Source organism: Mycobacterium sp. 1274756.6 (assembly GCF_001668625.1).
Taxonomy (GTDB): Bacteria; Actinomycetota; Actinomycetes; order Mycobacteriales; family Mycobacteriaceae; genus Mycobacterium.
This window is the reverse complement of sequence record NZ_LZLJ01000049.1, coordinates 1-23148: the sequence shown is the minus strand read 5'-3', so window position 1 is coordinate 23148 and position 23148 is coordinate 1. Positions and strand designations below refer to the sequence as shown.

Genomic DNA, 23148 nt, shown 5'->3' with positions numbered 1-23148 from the left:
GCGGGACGGGGCGCCATGATTCGGTAGATTGTCTGATCGATCATGTTGACCCTGTCCCGGCCGATACCTGCTGCCCCGCCCCGCATCACCGCTGCTCGCGGTGCCGCACGCGCACCCGAGATGGGCAGCCGGACGTCCGGGTTCTACCGCCACGACCTCGACGGGCTGCGCGGCATCGCGATCGCGCTGGTGGCGATGTTCCACGTCTGGTTCGGCCGGGTCTCCGGCGGCGTGGACGTGTTCCTGGCGCTGTCGGGCTTCTTCTTCGGCGGCAAACTGCTGCGCGCCGCGCTGAACCCGACCGCCTCGCTGGCGCTGCGCCCCCAGCTCACCCGGCTGGTGCGCCGGCTGCTGCCCGCGCTGGTCGTGGTGCTCGCTGCCGGCGCGGTGCTGACCATCCTGGTCCAGCCGCAGACCCGCTGGGAGGCGTTCGCCAACCAGAGCCTGGCCAGCCTCGGCTACTACCAGAACTGGGAGCTGGCCAACACCGCCGCGGACTACCTGCGCGCCGGTGAGGCGGTCAGCCCGCTGCAGCACATCTGGTCGATGTCGGTGCAGGGCCAGTTCTACCTGTCGTTCCTGCTGCTGATCTTCGGGCTGGCCTACCTGCTGCGCCGCCGGCTCGGGCGGGCGCTGCGGCCGGTGTTCGTGGTGCTGCTCACCGCGCTGACCATCGCCTCGTTCGTCTACGCGATCATCGTCCACCAGGACAACCCGGCGCTGGCCTACTACAACAGCTTCGCCCGCGGCTGGGAGCTGCTGCTCGGCGCGCTGGCCGGCGCCCTGGTCGGCTACATCCGCTGGCCGATGTGGCTGCGCACCGTGGTGGCCACCGCCGCGCTGGCGGCGATCCTGTCCTGCGGCGCGCTCATCGACGGGGTCAACGAGTTCCCCGGGCCGTGGGCGCTGGTGCCGGTGGGCGCGACCGTGCTGTTCATCCTGGCCGGGGCGAACCTGTCCGCCACCCCCGGCGGCAAGATGCCCTGGCCCAACCGGATGCTGTCGATCAAACCGCTGTTCACCCTCGGCTCGATGGCCTACTCGCTGTACCTGTGGCACTGGCCGCTGCTGATCTTCTGGCTGGCCTACACCGGACACCGGCACGCCACCTTCCTGGAGGGCACCGCGGTGCTGCTGGTCTCCGGGGTGCTGGCCTACCTGACCATGCGCTTCGTCGAGGAGCCGCTGCGGGTGCGCAAGACCGCCGCCGCCCCGGCGGTGCACACCGTGCCGTGGCGCACCCGGATGCGCCGGCCGACGATCGTGCTGGGCTCGACGGTGGCGCTGCTGGGGGTCACCTTGACCGCGACCTCGTTCACCTGGCGCGAGCACGTGACCGTGCAGCGCTCCAGCGGCAAGGAACTGGCCGGGCTCAGCGCCCGCGACTATCCGGGGGCGCGCGCCCTGCTCAACCACGTCCGGGTGCCCAAACTGCGGATGCGGCCCACCGTGCTGGAGGCCAAGAAGGATCTGCCCGCCTCCACCCTCGACGGCTGCATCAGCAACTTCAAGAACCCGGCGATCATCAACTGCAGCTACGGCGACCAGGACGCCACGCGCACCATCGCGCTGGCCGGCGGCTCGCACGCCGAGCACTGGCTCACCGCGCTGGACATCCTGGGCCGCCAGTACAACTTCAAGGTGGTCACCTACCTGAAGATGGGCTGCCCGCTGTCCACCGAGCGGCTGCCGCGCATCATGGGCTCCAACGCCGCCTACCCGGAATGCCACGACTGGGTGCAGCGCACGATGGCCAAACTCGTCGCCGACCGCCCCGACTACGTCTTCACCACCTCCACCCGGCCGTGGAACGTCAAACCCGGCGACGTGATGCCGGGCACCTACGTCGGCATCTGGCAGACCTTCCAGGACCACGACATCCCGGTGCTGGCGATGCGCGACACCCCGTGGCTGGTCTCCGACGGCAAAGCGGTGGTGCCCGCCGACTGTCTGGCCAAGGGCGGCACCCCGGTCTCCTGCGGCGGGGACCGCTCCGACCTGCTCGCCGACACCAACCCGACCCTGGAGTTCGTCGACCGGTTCCCGGTGCTCAAGCCGCTGGACATGACCAACGCGGTCTGCCGCGCCGACACCTGCCGGGCGGTGGAGGGCAACGTGATGGTCTACCACGACTCCCACCACCTGTCCGCCACCTACATGCGCACCATGGCCGGTGAGCTGGGCCGACAACTCGCCGCCGCCACCGGCTGGTGGTGAGCAGCGGCGCGCGGGCCGCCGGCACCGATAGGCTCGACCGATGACCTCCGTCGCACCGCCGCACCAGACCGCCGTGTGGCCGGGCGCCCGCTACCCGCTCGGCGCCGCCTACGACGGTGCGGGCACCAACTTCGCGCTGTTCTCCGAGATCGCCGAGCGGGTCGAGTTGTGCCTGATCGCCCGCGACGGCACCGAGACCCGGATCGACCTCGACGAGGTCGACGGCTACGTCTGGCACGCCTACCTGCCCGCCGTCGGGCCCGGCCAGCGCTACGGCTACCGGGTGCACGGCGAGTTCGACCCGGCCAACGGCCACCGCTGCGACCCCAGCAAGCTGCTGCTGGACCCCTACGGCAAGGCCTTCCACGGCGACTTCACCTTCGGGCCCGCCCTGTTCTCCTACGACGTGGACGCCGCGGCCGCCGACCCCGGCGACGCCGGCACCCCGCCGATGATCGACTCGCTGGGCCACACCATGACCAGCGTGGTGATCAACCCGTTCTTCGACTGGGCCGCCGACCGCGCCCCCCGCACCCCCTACCACGAGACCGTCATCTACGAGGCCCACGTCAAGGGCATGACCCAGACCCACCCGGGCATCCCCGAGGAACTGCGCGGCACCTACGCCGGGCTGGCCCACCCGGCGATCATCGAGCACCTGCAGGAGCTCAACGTCACCGCGATCGAGCTGATGCCGGTCCACCAGTTCATGCACGACAGCCGGCTTTTGGACATGGGGCTGCGAAACTACTGGGGCTACAACACGTTCGGGTTCTTCGCCCCGCACCACGGCTACGCCGCCAACACCAGCGCCGGCGGCGCGGTCGCGGAGTTCAAGGCCATGGTGCGCACCTTCCACCAGGCCGGGATCGAGGTGATCCTCGACGTGGTCTACAACCACACCGCCGAGGGCAACCACCTGGGCCCCACGATCAACTTCCGCGGCATCGACAACGCCGCCTACTACCGCCTCGACGAGGACCCGCGCTTCTACACCGACTACACCGGCACCGGCAACAGCCTCAACGCCCGCAACCCGCACACCCTGCAGCTGATCATGGACTCCCTGCGCTACTGGGTGACCGAGATGCACGTCGACGGCTTCCGCTTCGACCTGGCCTCCACCCTGGCCCGCGAACTGCACGACGTGGACCGGCTGTCGGCCTTCTTCGACCTGGTGCAGCAGGACCCGGTGGTCAGCCAGGTCAAACTCATCGCCGAGCCGTGGGACGTCGGCGAGGGCGGCTACCAGGTCGGCAACTTCCCCGGCCTGTGGACCGAATGGAACGGCAAATACCGCGACACCGTGCGCGACTACTGGCGCGGCGAGCCGGAGACCCTCGGCGAGTTCGCCTCCCGGCTCACCGGCTCCTCGGACCTGTACGAGGCCACCGGGCGCCGGCCCAGCGCCAGCATCAACTTCGTCACCTGCCACGACGGGTTCACCCTGGCCGACCTGGTGTCCTACAACGAGAAACACAACGACGCCAACGGCGAGGACAACCAGGACGGCGAGAGCTACAACCGGTCCTGGAACTGCGGTGTGGAGGGCCCCACCGACGACCCGGAGATCCTGGAGCTGCGCGGCAGGCAGATGCGCAACATCCTGGCCACCCTGATGGTCTCCCAGGGCACCCCGATGATCGCCCACGGCGACGAGATCGGCCGCAGCCAGTCGGGCAACAACAACGTCTACTGCCAGGACAACGAGCTGTCCTGGATGGACTGGACCCTGGTCGACGAGAACGCCGACCTGCTGGCCTTCACCCGCCGGGTGACCGCGCTGCGCCGCGACCACCCGGTGTTCCGGCGGCGCCGCTTCTTCCAGGGCGGGCCGCTCCGCAGCGGCGCCCAGACCCGCGACATCGCCTGGCTGACCCCGGCCGGGCGGGAGATGACCCAGCAGGACTGGGACACCGACTTCGGCAAGTGCGTGATGGTGTTCCTCAACGGCGAGGCCATCCCCGAGCCCGACGCCCGCGGCGAACGGGTCGTCGACGACTCGTTCCTGCTCTGCTTCAACGCCCACGACCAGGCGGTGGACTTCGTCCCGCCCGACGGCGGCTACGCCGCCCAGTGGATCGCCGAGGTCGACACCACCGAGCCGACCGGCGCCACCGACCTGGTGATCGACGCCGGCGAACCGCACTCGGTGCCCGGCCGGTCGGTGCTGATCCTGCGCAAGGCCCGGTGAGCGGTGCCCGCGCGGGTGCTCTCCACCTACCGGGTGCAACTGCGCGGGCCGGCCAGCGGCGCCGCGTTCACCTTCGCCGACGCCGAGAACCTGCTCGACTACCTCGATGAGCTCGGCGTCTCGCACCTGTACCTGTCCCCCATCCTGACCGCGGTGCCCGGCTCCAGCCACGGCTACGACGTCACCGACCCGACGTCGGTCTCCGCCGAGCTGGGCGGCGCGGCGGGGCTGGCCCGGCTCGCCGCGGCCGCCGCGGCCCGCGGCATGGGCCTGATCGTCGACATCGTGCCCAACCACGTCGGGGTGGCCCGCCCCGAGCAGAACCGGTGGTGGTGGGACGTGCTGCGGCACGGTCGCGCCTCCCGCTACGCGCACTTCTTCGACATCGACTGGGACCCCGAGGACCGGGTGGTGCTGCCGGTGCTCGGCGCCGACGACGACCTGGCCGACCTCACCATGACCGGCGACCGGCTGCGGCTGGGCGAGCGGACCTGGCCGATCGCCCCGGGCACCGGCGGCGGCGACCCGGTCGCGGTCCACGACCGCCAGCACTACCGGCTGCGGGGCTGGCGCAGCGGCGAGTGCGGCTACCGGCGGTTCTTCGCGATCACCGAGCTGGCGGCGCTGCGCCAGGAGGACCCCGAGGTGTTCGCCGCCAGCCACCCCGAGGTGGCCCGCTGGTTCGCCGAGCAGCTGGTCGACGGGGTGCGCATCGACCACCCCGACGGGCTCACCGACCCCGGCGGCTACCTGCGCCGGCTGCGCGAGCTGACCGGCGCCGACGCCTGGATCGTGATCGAGAAGATCCTGGCCGCCGACGAGGCGCTGGAACCGACCCTGCCGGTCGCCGGCACCACCGGCTACGACGCGCTGCGCCTGATCGGCGGGGTGTTCCTCGACCCGGCCGCCGCGGCCCCGCTGACCGCGCTGGCCGGGCCGCCCGACGACGAGGCCGCCCTGAAGACCGCCGCGGTCACCGACACCCTCGGCGCCGACCTGCGCCGGCTGCGCAGGCAGGTCGCCGCCGCCGCGGGCGCCGACCACCCGCTGCTGCCCGCCGCGCTGGCCGCCCTGATCGGCGGCATCGGGGTCTACCGCTGCGACTACCCGGCGCTGGCCGCACTGCTGCCCACCGCGCTGGCGGCCACCGAGGCGGCCCGGCCCGACCTGGCCGAAGCGCTGCAGCTGGTGGCCACCGCCCTGGCCGTCGACGCGACCGCGGCCGCCCGGCTGCAGCAACTCTGCGGGGCGGCCACCGCCAAGGCCGTCGAGGACTGCCTGTTCTACCGCGACGCCCGGCTGGTCAGCCTCAACGAGGTGGGCGGCGACCCGTCCCGGTTCGGGGTGGGCGCCGCGGAGTTCCACCACGCCAACACCGTCCGCGCCCGCGACTGGCCGCACGCCATGACCACCCTGAGCACCCACGACACCAAACGCGGCGAGGACGTGCGGGCCCGCATCGGGGTGCTCTCCCAGCTGCCCGACCGCTGGGCGCGCACCGTCACCGACTGGCAGCAGCGCCTGCCGTGCCCGGACCCGGCCACCGGGATGTTCCTGTGGCAGAACATCATCGGCGTCTGGCCGGTCGACGGGCAGGCCGACGACGCGCTGCGCGGGCGGCTGCACGCCTACACCGAGAAGGCGCTGCGCGAGGCCGGCAGCCACACCAGCTGGGCCCGGCCCGACGCGGCATTCGAGACCGCCGTGCACGACTGGCTGGACCGGGTGCTCGACGGGCCGCTGACCGCCGAGCTGACCGAACTGGTGGCCGAGATCGACCCGCACGCCCGCTCCGACGCGCTGGGCCAGAAACTGCTCTCGCTCACCGTGCCCGGCATCCCCGACGTCTACCAGGGCAGCGAACTGTGGGAGGACAGCCTCGTCGACCCCGACAACCGCCGCCCGGTCGACTACCGGCTGCGCCGCGCCGAACTGCGCGCCGGCACCCACCCGAAGCTGCGGGTGGTCACCGCCGCGCTGCGGCTGCGCCGCGCCCGCCCGGACACTTTCCGGGACGGCGGCTACCTCCCGCTGCCGGCGGTCGGCGCCGCCGCCGGGCACCTGCTGGCCTTCGGCCGCGGCGCCGACGTGGTCGTGGCGGTCACCCGGCACACCGTCGCGCTGGCCGAAACCGGCTGGGGCGACACCACGCTGGTCCTGCCGGCGGGCCGCTGGACCGACGTGCTCAGCGGCGCCGAGCACACCGGGGCGACCGGCGCGGCGGCCCTGTTCGGCGAGCTCGGGGTGGCGCTGCTGGAGCGCGCCGATGACTGAGTTCGGGGTCTGGGCGCCGCTGCCGGCCACGGTGGCCCTCGACGTCGAGGGCAGCCGCCACCCGATGACCCGCGGCGAGGACGGCTGGTGGCGCGCCGAGTTGCCCACCGCCGCCGACGCCCGCTACGGGTTCCTGCTCGACGACGATCCGCAGGTGCTGCCCGACCCGCGCTCCCCCCGCCAGCCCGACGGCGTGCACGCCCGCTCCCAGCTGTGGGATCCGGCCGCGGCGACCTGGACCGACACCGGGTGGGCGGCCCGCCCGCTGCGCGGCGCGGTCGTCTACGAACTTCACGTGGGCACCTTCACCGCGGCGGGCACCTTCGACGCCGCGATCGACCGGCTGGACCACCTGGTGGACCTCGGGGTCGACTTCGTCGAGTTGATGCCGGTCAACGCCTTCGCCGGGGACCGCGGCTGGGGCTACGACGGGGTGGGCTGGTACGCGGTGCACGAACCCTACGGCGGCCCGGACGGGCTGGTCCGGTTCGTCGACGCCTGCCACGCCCGCGGTCTGGGTGTGCTCATCGACGCCGTGTACAACCACCTGGGGCCGTCGGGCAACTACCTGCCCCGGTTCGGCCCCTACCTGTCGGCCGCCGAAAGCCCGTGGGGCGCCGGGATGAACATCGCCGGCCCGGACTCCGACGAGGTGCGCCGGCACATCCTCGACAGCGCGCTGCGCTGGATGCGCGACTTCCACGCCGACGGCCTGCGCCTCGACGCCGTGCACGCCCTGGTCGACACCACCGCGGTGGACCTGCTCGAGGAGCTGGCCTGCCGCACCGACCGGCTCGCCGAGCAGCTGGACCGGCCGCTGGCGCTGGTGGCCGAGAGCGACCAGAACAACCCCCGGCTGATCACCCCCCGCGCCCGGCACGGCTACGGCCTGACCGCGCAGTGGGACGACGACATCCACCACGCGATCCACGCCGCCGTCTCCGGGGAGCGGCAGGGCTACTACGCCGACTTCGGGTCGCTGGCCACCCTGGCGCAGACCCTGCGGCACGGCTTCTACCACGCCGGCACCTACTCCTCGTTCCGGCGCCGCCGGCACGGCCGCCCGCTGGACCTCGACACCATCCCGGCCACCGCGCTGCTGGCCTACACCTGCACCCACGACCAGGTCGGCAACCGCGCCGTCGGTGACCGGCCGTCGGCCTACCTGACCGCCGGGCAGCTGGCCGTCAAGGCGGCGCTGGTGCTGCTGTCGCCCTACACCGCGATGCTGTTCATGGGCGAGGAGTGGGGGGCGAGCACCCCGTTCCAGTTCTTCAGCTCGCACCCGGAGCCGGAGCTGGCCCGCGCCACCGTCGAGGGCCGCCGCCGCGAGTTCGCCGACCACGGCTGGCCGGCCGAGCAGATCCCCGACCCGCAGGACCCGGCCACCTTCGCCCGCTCCAAGCTGGACTGGGCGGAGGCCGGCCACGGCGCGCACGCCCGGCTGCACCGGTTCTACCGGGACCTGATCGCGTTGCGGCGCACCGCACCCGAGTTGGCCGACCCGTGGCTGCCGGCGCTGCGGGTCGAGCACGACGAGGCGCGGCGCTGGCTGGTGCTGCACCGCGGCACGCTCGCGGTGGCGGTCAACCTGGGCGCCGAGCCGGCGGCGGTGCCGGTCACCGGCGACACCGTGCTGGCGTGGGAGCCGCCGACGCCGGCGGCGGGGGCCACGCTGGTGCCGGGGCATTCGGTGGCGGTGCTGCGGCGCGGCGGGGATCAGGTCAGGTAGCGGTAGGCCGGGGAGTCCGGCTCCAGGCGCTCCACGTTCAGCTGGGAGGCCCGCATCCGGGCCAGCAGCCCGTCGAGGCCGGCCGCCGACCCCAGCTCCACCCCGACCAGCGCCGCCCCGGTCTCCCGGTTGTTGCGCTTGACGTACTCGAACAGGGTGATGTCGTCGTCGGGGCCGAGCACCTCGTCGAGGAAGCGGCGCAGCGCGCCGGGCTCCTGCGGAAAGTCCACCAGGAAATAGTGTTTGAGGCCCAGGTGCACCAGCGAGCGCTCGAGGATCTCGCCGTAGCGGGACACGTCGTTGTTGCCGCCGGAGATCAGCGCGACCACCGTCGAGCCGGCGTCGAGGTCGGCGGCCAGCAGCCCGGCCACCGACAGCGCCCCGGCCGGCTCGGCGACGATGCCCTCGTTCTGGTACAGGTCGAGCATCGCGGTGCACACCGCGCCCTCGTCCACCGTGGTCAGCGACACCATGTCGCCGGCGGCGGCCAGCGCGGCGTAGGTCAGGGCGCCGGCCCGGTTGACCGCCGCGCCGTCGACGAACTGGTCGACCCGGTCCAGGGTGACCGGCCCGCCGGCGGCCAGCGCGGCCATCATCGAGGCCGCCCCGGCCGGCTCGACGCCGAGCACCGCGGTGTTCTCGGTCCGTTCGGCCAGGTAGGTGGTGATCCCGGCGATGCAGCCGCCCCCGCCGACCGGCACCACCACCAGGTCGGGTTCGGCGTCGAGCTGGGTGAGCAGTTCGGCGGCGATCGTGCCCTGCCCGGCCATCGTGCGCGGGTCGTCGTACGGCGGCACCAGGGTGGCGCCGGTGCGTTCGGCGTCGGCGCGGGCGGCGTCGGCGGCCTGGTCGTAGGTGGCGCCGCCGACGATCAGCTCGATGCAGTCCCCGCCGTGATAGCGGATGCGGTCGCGTTTCTGCTTCGGGGTCTTGCCCGGCACGTAGATGCGGCCGCGCAGCCCCAGCGCCCGGCAGGCGTAGGCGAAGCCCTGCGCGTGGTTACCCGCCGAGGAGCACACCACCCCGGCGGCGGTCTCCGCCGCGGAGAGCTGCACCAGCAGGTTGTAGGCGCCGCGCAGCTTGTAGGAGCGCACCGCCTGCAGGTCCTCGCGCTTGAGGTACACCCGGGCGCCGGTGGCCGTCGAGAGCCGGTCGCTGTACTGCAGCGGGGTGTGCAGCACGACGTCGTTGAGCCGGGCCGCGGCCGCGTCGACGTCGGCCGCCGTCAGCGGTGCCGCGGGCGGCGACGAGGTCGGTTCGGCGGACACCGGTCAATCGTGCCACCCGGCGGTTGGGTCAGCGCACCGGGGTGAGCACAAAAACCGGGATCTGCCGGTCGGTTTTGGCTTGGTAGTCGGCGTAGGCGGGCCAGGCCGCCACGGCCCGCTCCCACCACAGCGCCTTCTCCGCGCCGAACACCTCCCGGGCGTCGTAGTCGCCGGTGACGGTGCCGTCCTGCAACTCCACCCGCGGGTTCTTGGTGACGTTGTGGTACCAGACCGGGTGCTTGGGGGCGCCGCCCAGCGAGGCGACGATCGCGTACTCGCCGTCGTGTTCGACCCGCATCAGCGGGGTTTTGCGCAGTTTGCCGGTCTTGGCGCCCACGCTGGTCAACAGCACCACGGGCCGGCCCTTGAGTTCGGTGCCCTCGGTGCCGCCGGAGGCCATGATCTTCTCGGCGTTCTCCCGCGACCAGTCCAGGGCGCCCGGGGCATATTCTCCGGAGAGTGGCATGCCTCCCAGCGTAACCGCGGCTTAACCGCGCCCGCAGGTTTCGGCTAGCCGAAATCGAGGTTACGAGTTATCGTTGAGGCATGACGACGCTGACCGAGACCCGCGCCCGGCTGGGCGAGCAGATCTCGGTCGCGGGCGTGCCGTGGCCGGTGTACAAGCTGGTGGCGCTGCTCGCCGGGCTGCTGACCGTGCTGGTGATCGCGGCGGTCAGCGCCAGCCCCGCCGCCGCGGTGCTCTCCGGTGCCGGCGTCGCCACCCTCATCTGGTTGGGCGCGGCCGCGCTCGGCGCCGACCGGCGCTAGGACGGGTCGGGCGCGGCGTCGTAGACCAGCAGGTCGTCGGCGACCCGGGCCTCGGCGGTCGGCCGGTGCTCGCGCAGTTTCCCGTCGTGCATCAGGTGCCGCACCGGCAGCTCGCGCACCAGCGTCAGGTAGTCGGCGACCAGTTTGCGGTGGCACCGCCACCACACCGTCTCCCCGCACATGATCGCGGTGCGCTCCGCGGCGGCGCCGGCCAGCAACTCCGCGATCGCGTCCCGGAACTCCGGGGTGCGCATGTGGGCGGCGTAGGCCCGGAACGACCGGTTGCGCAGCTCGGTGTCCACCGCGTCCTGCGCGTCGCGGCGCCAGCCGCCCAGCCGCGGCTCCCACCGGTAGCCGATCCCGGCGGCGGGCAGCCAGTCGGCCATCGCCTCGCGCATGGTGTCGGGGTTGTGCCTGCTGCCCGGCGCGGTGCGCACGTCGACCAGCCGGGCCACCTGCGCCCCGCGCAGCAGCGCGGTGATCTCCGCGGCGTCGGCGGTGCCGTGCCCGAACGTGACCACCTCGGCGGTCATGGCGCCCCCGCCGGTTCGTGGACGTGCGGGCCGGGCCGCTCGGCGTAGAGTTCGTCGATCTCCCGGGCGTATTTGGTCAGGATCGGGCGGCGTTTGAGCTTCATCGTCAGCGTGATCTCGTCGCCGCCGGGCTCCCACAGCGTGGGCAGCACCCGGAACCGTTTGATCTGTTCCACCCGGGACAGCCGGGTGTTGCCGGCGGCCACCCCGGCCGCGATCTGCGCGATCACCGCCGGGTGGGCGGCCAGCGCCGCCGCCGAGGCCTCGGCCAGCCCGTGCTGGGCGGCGTAGGGGCCCACCGAGTCGGCGTCGAAGACCAGCAGCGCGGTGTTGTAGGGCCGGGCGTCGCCGATGGTCACCATCGACCCGATCAGCGGGCAGGCGGCCAGCACCGCGTTCTCGATGTTGGCCGGGGACATGTTCTTGCCCGCGGCGTTGATGATCAGTTCCTTCTTGCGGTCGACGATCCGCAGGTAGCCGTCGGCGTCCTGCTCGAGGATGTCGCCGGTGTGCAGCCAGCCGTCGGGGTCGATGGTCGCGGCGGTCTTCTCCGGTTCGCGGCGGTAGCCGCGCATCACCAGCGGCCCGCGCACCAGGAACTCCCCGTCGTCGGCGATGCGGCCCTGAAGCCCGGGCAGCAGCTTGCCGACCGTGCCGGGCCGGGCCTGCGCGGGGTGGACCACCGAGGCCACACAGCTCAGCTCCGACATGCCCCACACCTCGGCGATCGGCAGGCCGATCCCGGCGAAGAACCCGAGGGTCTCCTTGGGGATCGGGGCGGCACCCGAGACCGCCCAGCGCAGCTGGTCCAGGCCGAGTTTGGCGCGCAGCGGGGCCAGCACCAGCGCGTCGGCGCGGTCCCAGTCGGCGGTGGTCTGCGCGGGCAACGCCGTGCCGGCGATCAGGGCGGCGGCCCGCTCGGCGGCCAGCCCGAGCGCCCACTGCAGGGCCTGCCGGCGCTGCGGGTCGGGTTCGTGGGTGACCGCGAACTCGATGGCGGCCTTGAGTTTCTCCCACACCCGCGGCACCGCGCCCCAGATGGTGGGGCGCACATCGGGCAGCGCCGCGGCGATCGCCTTGGGGTCCTCGACGGTGGTGACCTGGACGCCGAACACCTCCTGGTTGTACAGCGCCATCATCCGGTCGGCGATGTGCGCCGACGGCAGAAACGAGGTGATGCGGTCGCCGAACCGCACGCCGAGCACCGCGTCGAGGGCCCGCGCCTCGAACAGCAGGTTGGCGTGGGTCATCTCCACCCCCTTGGGCGGCCCGGTCGTGCCGGAGGTGTAGATGAGGGTGACGACGTCGTCGGGTTGCACGGCCCGCCAGGCGGATTCGAAATCGAAGGCGGGATCGCCGGCGGCCAGCAGGTCGTCGACCGAGACGGTGCCGGGGGGCCTGCCGTCGATGCAGACGATGTGTTCCACCGCGGCACCCGCGGCCCGGATCCGTTCGACGTACTGCTGCTCGCAGAACACCAGTTTGGTGCCGGCGTTGGCGAACAGGTAGCTCAGTTCCTCGGCGGGCAGGGTGTTGTACACCGAGAACGAGGTCGCCCCGACGTGCTGGGCGCCGACCTCCAGCGGGTAGAACTCGATCCGGTTGCCCATCATCAGCGACACGGTGTCGCCGCGGCCGACCCCGAGGGCGGCCAGCCCGGCGGCCACCCGGCGCACCCGCTGCGCGTAGTCCCGCCAGGTCAGCGTCGCCGTCCCGCCGACCGTGCGCAACGCCACCGCGTCGGGGTCCACCGCGGCGCTGCGCTGGAACGCCGCGCAGAGGGTGTCCGCCGGCGTCGTCACGACGACCTCCGCACCCGGGTGAGGTAATCGGTTGCGGCGCGCCGGGATTCGGGGTCGTGCACGGCGGTGACCAGGGTGTCGGCGTCGCTCCAGGACCGGGCGGTGCCGACCATGGCCGCGGTGACGGCGTTGGTGTGCTGCTTGGTCGCCGTCAACGTCAACGCCGACTTGGTGACCAACGTGGCCACCAGGTCCGCCACCGCGGCATCCAACTCGGCTTCGGGCACCACCCGGTTGAGCAGGCCGACGCTGAGCGCCTCGGCGGCCCCGAACGGCCGGCAGGTCATCACCAGCTCCTTGGCGCGGGCCGCGCCGATCTCGCGGACCAGCCGCGGAATGCCGCCCCAGGCCAGCGGGATGCCCAGGTCGACCTCCGGGATCGCGAACCGGGTGGTGTCCGCGGCGATCCGCAGGTCGCAGGCCGCGGCGAGCACCAGCCCGCCGCCGACGCAGTGGCCGTGCAGGCGGGCCACGGTGACCGCGGTCATCGCCTCGATCGCGTCGGCCATCCGCCGGCCGGCGTCGGCGGCGGCGCGCAGCGCGGCGGCGTCGGTGCCCGGATCGGCCAGGTCGGCCAGGTCGGCGCCGGCGGAGAAGGCCCGGCCCGCCCCGGCGATCGTCACCACCTTCACCGTCGGGTGGGTGTCGAACCAGCGCGCCGCCTCGACCAGCTCGGCCAGGGTGCGGGTGCCCAGCGGATTGAGCTTGTCGGGCCGGTTCAGCGTGATCGTGCCACGCGGTCCCGCCGCGGTCACCTCCAGGGTCGTCGCGCTGAACCTCTTCATACTCCCGACGTTAGCGGTCCGCGGCGCTTAGCGTGGGGGGATGGCCGCCACGCTGCTCACCGGCGCCCGGGTGTGGGACGGGCTCGCCGACACCGCCGTGGCGCAACAGGTGCTGGTGACCGGGGACCGGATCAGCGCGGTCGGCGCGGACCTGGCCGCGCCGCCCGGCACGACGGTGGTGGACCTGACCGGGCACACCCTGTGTCCGGGCTTCATCGACTGCCACACCCACGTCGCGGTGCGCCCGCCGCTGGGCGCGCTGGCGGCCGAGTCGGCCACCGCCAAGGCGCTGCGGGCGCTGCCGGTGCTGCGCACCCTGCTGCACAACGGGTTCACCACCATCCGCGACCTGGGCTGCGCCGACCTGGGTTACCCGACCGTGGACCTGCGCGACGCGGTCGCCGCCGGCCTGGTCGAGGGGCCGCGGATGGTGGTGGCGCCGCACCTGCTGTCCGCGCGCGGCGGGCACGGCGACTTCAGCGGGCTGCTCGCCGACCAGTACCAGGACCCGGTGCGGCCGCTGGAGCTGGCGGCCGCCGACGGGGCCGCGGAGATCCGCGGCCGGGTGCGCCGCGAGATCCGGGCCGGGGCGGACTGGATCAAGTTCGCCGCCACCGGCGGGTTCGCCTCCCCCACCGACGATCCCGGCCACGCCACCTACAGCCAGGAGGAGATGACCGCGCTGGTGACCACCGCCGCGGACCTGGGCGTGCCGGCCACCCCGCACTGCTACGGCGACGAAGGCATCCGCCGCGCGGTGCGCGCCGGGGTGCGCAGCATCGAACACGGCAACCTGGCGTCAGCGGCGGCGCTGCGGATGATCGAGGACGCCGGGGTGTTCGTGGTGCCCACCCAGTACGCCATCCTCACCGGGGCGCACCGCGAACCCGACGACCCGTTCTTCGCCGACCTGCCCGAGCACGTGCTGCGCAAGTTCCGCCGGTACCGCGGCCCGCTGCTGGAGGCCGCGGAACGGCTGGCCGACAGCGACGTGCGGATCGCGTTCGGCACCGACGCGGGCATGTTCGACCATGCCGAGAACTGGCGGGAGTTCCCGATGCTGGTCTCCACCGGGATCAGCCCGCTGCGGGCGCTGCGGGCGGCCACCAGCGTCGCCGCCGAACTGCTGCGCCTCGACGACCTCGGGGTGATCGCCGCGGGCAAGACCGCCGACCTGATCGCCGTGCCCGGCGACCCGCTGACCGACATCGCGGTGACCGGCCGGGTGGCCTTCGTGATGAAGGCCGGGCAGATCCATCGCCGCCCCGAGTAACGAATCGGCGCCGCGGAGCGACTTGGGTGTCGAGAAGCACTGCCCTTACCATGCGATACGACCTGACAAAGGAGTCGATTGTGAAGATTCGCGCCGGGAGATCCCTCGGGGTGGCCGTGCCGGGCGCGCTCGCCGTCTCGTTGCCGCTGGCCGTGGACGCCGCGGCCGAACCCGACCCCACCACCCCGGCCGCGCGGGTCCCCGACCCGCAGGGGCCCGGCTGCGACGACTTCAAGGAGGCGGTGCCGGACTGGAAGGAGCTCAACAGCGACACCGTCGGCCCGGCGCTGGCCGCCATTCCCGAGATCTCCACGTTCAACGGGCTGATCTCCGGGCAGGTGAACCCCGGCGCCAACATCATCCCGGTGCTCGAGAACGGGCTGTACGTGGTGTTCGCGCCGACCAACGAGGCGTTCGCCGCGCTGCCGCCCGGACAGCTGCAGGCCCTCAAGGACTCCAGCGTGGAGGAGTTGACCCGGTTCGGCTACTACCACGTGTTCCTGGGCCTGCTGGCCCCCGACGACGTGCACGGCGAGCGACCCACCCAGGACGGCGCCCTGATCAAGGTGACCGGCAAGGGCGGCGACGTCGAGGTCAACGACACCGCCAAGGTGGTCTGCGGCGGCATCCAGGCCAGCAACGCCCAGATCTACCTCATCGACGCCGTGCTCGACCCGGACCAGGCGCCCGGCGCGACCCGCTCCCCCGGCACCACCGAGACCAGCGAGCCCACCGAGGCCACTGAGACGACCGAGGCACCCGCGGCGCCGGAGACCACGGCGACCACCGCCGAAGCCGAGCCGCCGCAGGAGGGCTGAGCCGGCGCGGCTCAGCCGCTCAGACAGCCCGGCCCCAGCAGCGCCTTGAGGTCGCCCATCAGCGCTGAGGACGGGGTGACCCGCCACGAGGAGTCCAACTCCAGCACGGTCACCCGGTCGCCGTTGACCAGCCGCAGCTGCACCTGAGCGGTGCCGGGGTGGCGGGTGAGCACCTGTTTGAGCGCGCTCACCTTGTCGATGGTGCACTGCCGGGTGGGCAGGCTCACCGCCAGCGGCCGGTCGGCCGCCCCGGCGGAGAAGTCCGGCACCACCAGCTCGTTGGCGATCAGCGAGATCCGGTCGTCCTGGATGCGCACCTTGCCACTGACCAGCACGACCGCGTCGTCGGCGACCTCGGCGCCGTAGGCGGAGTAGGTGTGCGGGAAGAACATCACCTCGATGCCGCCGGTGAGGTCCTCGATCTGCGCCGACGCCCACGGCATGCCGTTGCGGTTGACCCGCCGGTTCACCGACGCCAGGATGCCGCCGACCCGCACCTGGGTGTCGTTGGCCACCGCCCCCTCCAGGATCGCCGGAATCTGGGTGTCGACCTGGGCGGCCAGCAGGTGCGCGATGCCGGTCAGCGGGTGCCCGGAGACATACAGGCCCAGCATCTCGCGCTCCAGCGCCAGCTTGTGCTTGTCGTCCCACTCTTCCTCGGGCACCCGGATGGTGAACACCGCGTCGCCGCCGGCCGCGTCGCCGCCGCCGAACAGGTCGAACTGGCCCACCGCGGCGGCCTTCTTGGTGCCCAGCACCGACTCGACCGCGTCGGTGTGCACCAGGAACAGCCCCTTGCGGGGATGGCCGAGCGAGTCGAACGCGCCGGCCTTGATCAGCGACTCGGTCACCTTCTTGTTGCAGGCGCCGATGTCGATCTTGTTGAGGTAGTCGGAGAAGTCGGTGAACTTGCCCTTCTCGGTGCGGCTGGCGATCAGCGAGCTGACCACGTTGGCGCCGACGTTGCGCACCGCGCCGAGCCCGTAGCGGATGTCGGAGCCCACCGAGGCGAAGTTCATCCCGGACTCGTTGACGTCGGGCGGCATCACGGTGATGCCCAGCCGCCGGCAGTCGGCCAGGTACACCGCCGCCTTGTCCTTGTCGTCGCCGACCGAGGTCAACAGCCCGGCCATGTACTCCGCCGGGTAGTTGGCCTTCAGGTAGGCGGTCCAGTAGGACACCAGGCCGTAGCCGGCGGCGTGCGACTTGTTGAACGCGTACCCGGCGAACGGCAACACGGTGTCCCACAGCGCCTTGATCGCGGCGGCGGAGAACCCGTTGGCGGTCATGCCCTCGGAGAAGCCGGAGAACTCGGCTTCGAGCACCTCGGCCTTCTTCTTGCCCATCGCCTTGCGCAGGATGTCGGCGCGGGCCAGGGAGTAGCCGGCCACCTTCTGCGCGATCCGCATGATCTGTTCCTGGTAGACGATGAGCCCGTAGGTCTCGGCCAGGATCTCCGCGAGCGGCTCGGCCAGCTCCGGGTGGATGGGTTTGACCGCCTGGCGGCCGTTCTTGCGGTCGGCGTAGTCGTTGTGGGCGTTCTGGCCCATCGGGCCGGGCCGGTACAGCGCGAGCACCGCGACGATGTCGTCGAAGCCGGTGGGCTGCATGCGCCGCAGCAGATCGCGCATCGGGCCGCCGTCGAGCTGGAAGACCCCCAGGGTGTCGCCGCGGCCGAGCAGTTCGTAGGTGGCTGGGTCGTCCATCGGCACCGACTCCAGGTCCAGGTCGATGCCGCGGTTGGCCTTGATGTTGTCGATGGCGTCGCCGATGATCGTCAGGTTGCGCAGCCCGAGGAAGTCCATCTTCAGCAGGCCGATCGCCTCGCACGACGGGTAGTCCCAGCCGGTGATGATCGCCCCGTCCTGCGGGCGTTTCCACAGCGGGATCGCGTCGATGAGCGGCTCGGAGCTCATGATCACCGCACACGCGTGCACCCCGGCGTTGCGGACCAGGCCCTCGAGGCTGAGCGCGGTCTGATAGATGGTGCGCACGTCGGGGTCGGTGTCGATCAGGCCGCGGACCTCGGCGGCCTCCTTGTAGCGCTCGTGGGTCGGGTCGGTGATCCCCGACAGCGGGATGTCCTTGGCCATGATCGGCGGCGGCAGCGCCTTGGAGATCCGGTCGGCGATCGCGAAACCCGGCTGACCGTAGTGCACCCGCGCCGAATCCTTCAGCGCCGCTTTCGTTTTGATCGTGCCGAAGGTGATGACCTGCGCCACCCGGTCGCTGCCCCACTTGTCGGCGGCGTAGCGCACCATCTCGCCGCGGCGCCGGTCGTCGAAGTCGATGTCGATGTCGGGCATCGAGGTGCGTTCCGGGTTGAGGAACCGCTCGAAGAGCAGGCCGTGCGGGATCGGGTCGATGTCGGTGATGCGCAGCGCGTAGGCCACCAGCGACCCGGCGGCCGAGCCGCGCCCGGGCCCCACCCGGATGCCGACCGAGCGGGCGTAGTTGATCAGGTCGGCGACGATGAGGAAGTAGGACGGGAACCCGGCGTTGCAGATCACCTCGATCTCGTAGCCGGCCCGCTCGGTGTAGCCGGCGGGCACCCCGGCGGGGAACCGGGCGGCCAGCCCGGCGTCGACCTCGTGGCGCAGCCAGGACGCCGGGTCGTGGCCGTCGGGCACCGGGAAGACCGGCATCCGGTTGCGCGGGGTCCACACGTCGGCGTAGGACTCCACCCGCTCGGCGATCAGCAGGGTGGCGTCGCAGGCGCCGGGCACCTGCTGGTCCCACAGCGCGCGCATCTCGGCGGCCGACTTCAGGTAGTAGCCGTCGCCGTCGAACTTGAACCGGGTCGGGTCCGACAGCGTCTTGCCGGTCTGCACGCACAGCAGCGCCTCGTGGCCCTGGGCGGCGTCGCGGGTCACGTAGTGGCAGTCGTTGGTGGCCAGCGGCGGGATGTCGAGGGTCCGCCCGATCTCCAGCAGGCCGTCGCGCACCCGCTGCTCGATCTGCAGCCCGTGGTCCATCAACTCCAGGAAGTAGTTGTCCGGCCCGAAGATCTCGCGCCATTTGGCGGCCGACTCCAGCGCCTCACGGAACTGCCCCAGCCGCAGCCGGGTCTGCACCTCCCCCGACGGGCAGCCGGTGGTGGCGATGATGCCGGCGGCGTGCTCGGCGAGGATCTCCGCGTCCATCCGCGACCACTTGCCCAGCTGACCCTCGAAGGAGGCCAGCGAGGACAGCTTGAACAGGTTGCGCAGCCCGGTGGCGTTCTCGGCGACCATGGTCAGGTGGGTGTAGGCGCCGCTGCCGGAGACGTCGTCGCCCTTCTGGCTCGGGTCGCCCCAGCGCACCCGTTTGGTGTCGAAGCGGGAGCCGGGCGCGACGTAGGCCTCCACCCCGATGATCGGTTTGATCCCGGCGTCGGTGGCGGCGTTGTAGAAGTCGCTGGCGCCGAACATGTTTCCGTGGTCGGTCATGCCCACCGCCGGCATGCCGAGACGCTCGGCCTCCGCCAGCATCGGGCCGATCTTCGCGGCACCGTCGAGCATCGAGAACTCGGTGTGATTGTGCAGATGCACGAAGGAACGGTCCATAGGTCGCCCAGTCTAGGCTCGGCCACCGACGCGGTCGGGCGTGTCGCCTCCGTGTGTCGGCCCCGGCCGCGACGGAATCCGGGGTTGCCCGGACAGCGCCGCCCCACCTGTTCTAGCTTGAGGGTTCGCGGAAGCTTGAGGAGGCAGCGAATGAGCGTGTACAAGGTCACCGAGTTGATCGGTACCAGCCCGGTGTCGTGGGAGGACGCGGCGGCCGAGGCGGTGCGCCGGGCCCAGCACACCATCCACGACGTCCGGGTCGCCGAGGTCGTCGAGCAGGACATGGCCCTCGATGAGTCCGGCAAGATCACCTACCGCACCAAGCTGCGGATCTCGTTCAAGATCAGGCCGCCGCAGAACTCCGCGCAGTGAGCCGCCGGCTCGGCGCGCTGGCCGCGGCGCTGCTCCTCGGGCTGGCCGCCGGCTGCGGCGGCGGTGGTGACCGGACCGGGTCGGACAGCAGCACCGCGCCCACCGCCAGCCCCGCGGTGGGGTCGGTGTGGGTGGCCGACGACGGTGCCGACAGCCTCACCGTCATCGACGCCGCGAGCAGCACCGTCACCGTCACCCTCACCGGGCTGGTCAACCCGCACAACGTTCAGGTCAGCCCGGACGGAATGACCGTCTACGCCGTGCAGGCCGACGACACCGTGGTCGCGATCGACCCGGTCACCTACGCCGTCACCGGGATCGCGCGCACCGGGGCGCACCCGGCGCATGTGGTGGAGACCGCTGGCAAGGTCTACGTGACCGCCTCCGACGACGGCGCGGTCTGGGTCTACCAGGCGCCCGGCCTGCAGCCGCTGGGCCGCGTCGAGCTGGGCGGCAGCCCGCACGGGCTGCGGCCGGCGCCCGACGGGTCGCTGGTGGTGGTCGCCAACACCGGCAGCGGCGCACTGGATCTGATCGACCCGGCCACCGACACGGTCACCGGGTCGATCCCGGTGGGTGCCGGGACGGTGCAGGTGGCGGTGAGCCCGGACGGGCGCCACGGCTACGCCGGGGTCGCCGAGCCGCCGTCGGTGGTCAAGGTGGACCTGGACAGCCGCGCGGTGGTCGGCTCGGTCGGGGTTCCGGCCCTGCCGGTGCAGCTGGCGATCACCCCCGACGGCGCCACGGTGCTCTCGGCCAACGAGGGCACCGCCGACCAGCCGGGCACCACGGTGTCGCTGATCGACACCGCCGCGATGAGCGTGCGCCAGTCGGTGGCCACCGGCACCGGGCCGCACGGGGTGGCCGTCGACGAGGCGGGCAGCCACGCCTGGGTCACCAACAGCGCCGACGACACCGTCTCGGTGGTCAGCCTGGACCCGGCCGCCGAGGACACCGCGGTCCCGGTCGGCGCGCACCCGGCCGGGGTCAGCTACTCGCCGTTCCCGCCGACCGCCGCCAGCGTGGACGTGCTGCCGCTGGAGATCCCGGCGCCGGCCTAGCCGCGGGCGCGCAGCACCGCCAGCGCGTGCGCCAGGTCGGCCGGGTAGTCGCTGGTGATCTCCATCCGGCGGCCGTCACCGGGATGGGTGAACGCCAGCGACACCGCGTGCAGCCACTGCCGCTCCAGGCCCAGCCGGCCGGCCAGCACCGGGTCGGCACCGTAGGTCAGATCCCCGCAGCACGGGTGATGCAGGGCGGCGAAGTGCACCCGGATCTGGTGGGTGCGGCCGGTCTCCAGGTGCACGTCGAGCAGGCTGGCGGCGACGAACGCCTCCAGGGTGTCGTAGTGGGTGCGGCTGTCGCGGCCCCGCTCGGTGACCGCGAACTTCCAGTCGTGGCCGCGGTGCCGCCCGATCGGCGCGTCGATGGTGCCGCTGGACGGGTCCGGGTGGCCCTGCACCAGCGCGTGGTAGCGCTTCTCCACGGTGCGGGCCTTGAACGCCCGCTTCAGCGCGGTGTAGGCGCGCTCGGACAGCGCCACCACCATCACCCCCGAGGTGCCGACGTCCAGGCGCTGCACGATGCCCTGGCGCTCCGGGACCCCGGAGGTGGTGATCCGGTAGCCGGCGGCGGCCAGCCCGCCCAGCACCGTCGGGCCGGTCCAGCCGACCGAGGCGTGCGCGGCCACCCCGGGCGGTTTGTCCACCGCCACGATGTCCTCGTCGGAGTACAGGACCGTCATACCCTCCACCTCGACCGGGGTGTTCTGCGGCGGCGCGGCCGGCTCGGGCAGCCGCACCTGCAGCCAGGCCCCGGCGGTGAGCCGGTCGGATTTGCCCACCGGCGCCCCGTCGAGCTCGACGCCCCCGCTCTCGGCGATGGTGGCCACCGCGGTGCGCGACAGCCCGAGTAGCCGGGCCAACCCGGCATCCACCCGCATGCCCGCCAGGCCCTCCGGCACCGGCATCGCCCGGTCGGTCATCGGGTCTGGTCGGCCTGCTGCCGTCCCACCGTGTCGAAGTCGAAGCCGAGCAGCGACAGCGCCACCAGCAGGATGGCGCCGCCGACCACGGCCGGGTCGGCGACGTTGAACACCGGCCACCAGCCGATCGACAGGAAGTCGACGACGTGGCCCTGCAGCGGGCCCGGTGAGCGGAAGAACCGGTCGACCAGGTTGCCCATCGCGCCGCCCAGGATCATGCCCAGCCCGATCGCCCACCACGGCGACACCAGGCGCCGGCCCATCCACACGATGCCGACCACCACCCCGGTCGCGATCAGGGTGAGCAGCCAGGTGTAGCCGGTCGCCATCGAGAACGCCGCACCGGAGTTGCGCACCAGCGTCCAGGTGACGGTGTCACCGATGATCGACACCGGCTGGCCCGGGGTGAGCAGCCGCACCGCCAGCACCTTGGTGACGATGTCGACCGCCAGCACCACCGCGGCCACCGACAGCAGCAGCCGCAGCCGACGCGGTGGTCTGCCTGCGGCGTCGGCGCCGGGCGAGCCACTCGCCGTCTCCACGGAGTCCGTTGATTCCTCGGCCACGGGTCCATCATCCCCCAACCGGGTTCACCCCCGACGTCGTGGGGGATGATCGGGCCATGGCCACCCTCACCGTCATCACCACCGGAGGAACGATCGCCACCAGCGACGATGGGCACGGCGTGCTGCGCCCCACCCGCTCCGGCGCGGATCTGGTCGCCGGACTGGCCGGCGACCGGCCGGTGCGCGTGGTCGACCTGCTGGCCGCCGACAGCGCGGCGCTGACCCCGACGGACTGGCAGCGGATCGGTGCGGCGGTGAGCGCCGCCGCCGAGCACGGCGGCGTGGTGGTCACCCACGGCACCGACAGCATCGAGGAGACCGCGCTGTGGCTGGAGCTGACCTATCCCGGCGCCGCCCCGGTGGTGGTGACCGGCGCGCAGCGCAGCGGCGACGCCCCCGACGCCGACGGGCCGGGCAACCTGCGGGATGCGCTGACGCTGGCCGCCAGCCCGGAGGCTGCCGAGCGGGGTGTGCTGGTGTGCTTCGCGGGGCGGGTGCTGGCCCCGCTGGGGGTGGTCAAGACCACCACCACCGACCTGGTCGGGTTCGCCGGTCCGGTGCTCGGCGCGGTGCGCGACGGCGCGGTCGAGTTCACCGCGGCCAAGGAGCGCCCGCAACTGGCTGGTGCGGCCGACCCGCCGCGGGTGGACATCGTCGCGGTCTACCCCGGCGCCGACGGCACGGCGCTGGATGCCGGGGTGGCCGCGGGGGCGCGCGGGCTGGTGCTCGAGGCGTTGGGCACCGGCAACGCCGGCCCCCCGGTCATCGAGGCGGTGGCGCGGCACTGCGCGGCCGGGGTGCCGGTGGCGGTGTCGACCCGGGTCGTCGGCGGGCAGGTCCGGCCCGCCTACGGTCCGGGCCGGGCGCTGCTGGACGCCGGGGCGGTGCTGGTGCCGCGGCTGCGCCCGTCGCAGGCGCGGGTGCTGATGATGGCGGCGCTGGCCATCGGCGCACCGGTGGCCGAGGTGATCGAGCGGTGGGGGTAGCGACGGGCGGAGGCCCGGCCGGGCCTCCGCC

The 23148-nt window shown here is 72.7% G+C and carries 18 protein-coding genes; 10 read left to right on the top strand and 8 right to left on the bottom strand.

The features are described from left to right. Nucleotides 1-42: 42 nt before the first annotated feature. Genes sucT through treZ form a run of 4 tightly spaced genes read left to right on the top strand, consistent with a single transcriptional unit; the run spans nt 43 to nt 8417 of the window. The gene (sucT, locus tag A5643_RS06255) at nt 43-2217 is read left to right on the top strand and encodes an acetyltransferase SucT (protein ID WP_502686211.1); all 2175 of its coding nucleotides are present in this window, start codon (nt 43-45) and stop codon (nt 2215-2217) included. Nucleotides 2218-2257: 40 nt separating this feature from the next. Further along, nucleotides 2258-4411 (top strand): glycogen debranching protein GlgX, encoded by a 2154-nt coding sequence (gene glgX / locus A5643_RS06250; protein ID WP_066853066.1) that lies wholly within the window; start codon nt 2258-2260, stop codon nt 4409-4411. A 3-nt stretch (nt 4412-4414) separates the two neighbouring features. After that, on the top strand, nt 4415-6685 hold the full coding sequence (gene treY, locus A5643_RS06245; RefSeq protein ID WP_066853064.1) for a malto-oligosyltrehalose synthase: 2271 nt from the start codon (nt 4415-4417) through the stop codon (nt 6683-6685). Then, nucleotides 6678-8417, top strand: coding sequence for a malto-oligosyltrehalose trehalohydrolase (gene treZ, locus A5643_RS06240; RefSeq protein ID WP_066853062.1), 1740 nt, complete (start codon nt 6678-6680; stop codon nt 8415-8417). The genes treY and treZ overlap by 8 nt, the downstream gene beginning before the upstream one ends. Here the strand turns inward: treZ and ilvA are convergent. Together ilvA and A5643_RS06230 are read right to left on the bottom strand one after the other, a co-directional pair. Next, nucleotides 8405-9685, bottom strand: a complete 1281-nt coding sequence (ilvA, locus tag A5643_RS06235) for a threonine ammonia-lyase IlvA (protein ID WP_066853060.1) — start codon at nt 9683-9685, stop codon at nt 8405-8407. The two genes, treZ and ilvA, sit on opposite strands and share 13 nt — an antisense overlap. Before the next feature lie 28 nt (nt 9686-9713). Next, on the bottom strand, nt 9714-10151 hold the full coding sequence (locus A5643_RS06230; RefSeq protein ID WP_066853059.1) for a nitroreductase family deazaflavin-dependent oxidoreductase: 438 nt from the start codon (nt 10149-10151) through the stop codon (nt 9714-9716). Between the two features lie 80 nt (nt 10152-10231). On the opposite strand from A5643_RS06230, the gene A5643_RS06225 reads away from it, so the two are divergent. Next, nucleotides 10232-10453 (top strand): hypothetical protein, encoded by a 222-nt coding sequence (locus A5643_RS06225; RefSeq protein WP_066853056.1) that lies wholly within the window; start codon nt 10232-10234, stop codon nt 10451-10453. Here the strand turns inward: A5643_RS06225 and A5643_RS06220 are convergent. Genes A5643_RS06220 through A5643_RS06210 form a run of 3 tightly spaced genes read right to left on the bottom strand, consistent with a single transcriptional unit; the run spans nt 10450 to nt 13573 of the window. After that, nucleotides 10450-10986: a DUF488 domain-containing protein gene (locus tag A5643_RS06220; protein WP_066853054.1), complete on the bottom strand. Its 537-nt coding sequence runs from the start codon at nt 10984-10986 to the stop codon at nt 10450-10452. The genes A5643_RS06225 and A5643_RS06220 overlap by 4 nt on opposite strands. Further along, nucleotides 10983-12788: a fatty acid--CoA ligase FadD11 gene (gene fadD11, locus A5643_RS06215; RefSeq protein ID WP_066853052.1), complete on the bottom strand. Its 1806-nt coding sequence runs from the start codon at nt 12786-12788 to the stop codon at nt 10983-10985. The genes A5643_RS06220 and fadD11 overlap by 4 nt, the downstream gene beginning before the upstream one ends. After that, on the bottom strand, nt 12785-13573 hold the full coding sequence (locus A5643_RS06210; RefSeq protein WP_066853049.1) for an enoyl-CoA hydratase/isomerase family protein: 789 nt from the start codon (nt 13571-13573) through the stop codon (nt 12785-12787). The genes fadD11 and A5643_RS06210 overlap by 4 nt, the downstream gene beginning before the upstream one ends. A 40-nt stretch (nt 13574-13613) precedes the next feature. Between A5643_RS06210 and A5643_RS06205 the strand changes: the two genes are divergently transcribed. Both A5643_RS06205 and A5643_RS06200 read left to right on the top strand, forming a co-directional pair. Next, entirely contained in the window at nt 13614-14846 is a 1233-nt protein-coding gene (locus A5643_RS06205; RefSeq protein WP_066853048.1) for a metal-dependent hydrolase family protein, read from the top strand. Between the two features lie 80 nt (nt 14847-14926). Next, a complete protein-coding gene (locus A5643_RS06200; protein ID WP_197497665.1) occupies nt 14927-15664 on the top strand; it encodes a fasciclin domain-containing protein in 738 nt (245 codons plus the stop codon). 11 nt (nt 15665-15675) lie between these two features. Here the strand turns inward: A5643_RS06200 and dnaE are convergent, their stop codons facing one another. Then, nucleotides 15676-19209, bottom strand: a complete 3534-nt coding sequence (gene dnaE / locus A5643_RS06195; RefSeq protein WP_066853044.1) for a DNA polymerase III subunit alpha — start codon at nt 19207-19209, stop codon at nt 15676-15678. 150 nt (nt 19210-19359) lie between these two features. On the opposite strand from dnaE, the gene A5643_RS06190 reads away from it, so the two are divergent. Both A5643_RS06190 and A5643_RS06185 read left to right on the top strand, forming a co-directional pair. After that, the gene (locus A5643_RS06190) at nt 19360-19581 is read left to right on the top strand and encodes a dodecin family protein (protein WP_066853041.1); all 222 of its coding nucleotides are present in this window, start codon (nt 19360-19362) and stop codon (nt 19579-19581) included. Next, nucleotides 19578-20642 (top strand): YncE family protein, encoded by a 1065-nt coding sequence (locus tag A5643_RS06185; protein WP_066853039.1) that lies wholly within the window; start codon nt 19578-19580, stop codon nt 20640-20642. Before A5643_RS06190 ends, A5643_RS06185 begins: the two co-directional genes overlap by 4 nt. Here A5643_RS06185 and A5643_RS06180 read toward each other — a convergent pair. After that, nucleotides 20639-21565 (bottom strand): RluA family pseudouridine synthase, encoded by a 927-nt coding sequence (locus A5643_RS06180; RefSeq protein WP_066853037.1) that lies wholly within the window; start codon nt 21563-21565, stop codon nt 20639-20641. The genes A5643_RS06185 and A5643_RS06180 overlap by 4 nt on opposite strands. Continuing rightward, nucleotides 21562-22149, bottom strand: coding sequence for a signal peptidase II (gene lspA / locus A5643_RS06175; protein WP_156628575.1), 588 nt, complete (start codon nt 22147-22149; stop codon nt 21562-21564). The genes A5643_RS06180 and lspA overlap by 4 nt, the downstream gene beginning before the upstream one ends. 38 nt (nt 22150-22187) lie before the next feature. Here lspA and A5643_RS06170 point away from each other — a divergent pair, with 38 nt between their 5' ends. Continuing rightward, a complete protein-coding gene (locus A5643_RS06170) occupies nt 22188-23117 on the top strand; it encodes an asparaginase (RefSeq protein WP_066853032.1) in 930 nt (309 codons plus the stop codon). Nucleotides 23118-23148: the final 31 nt, after the last annotated feature.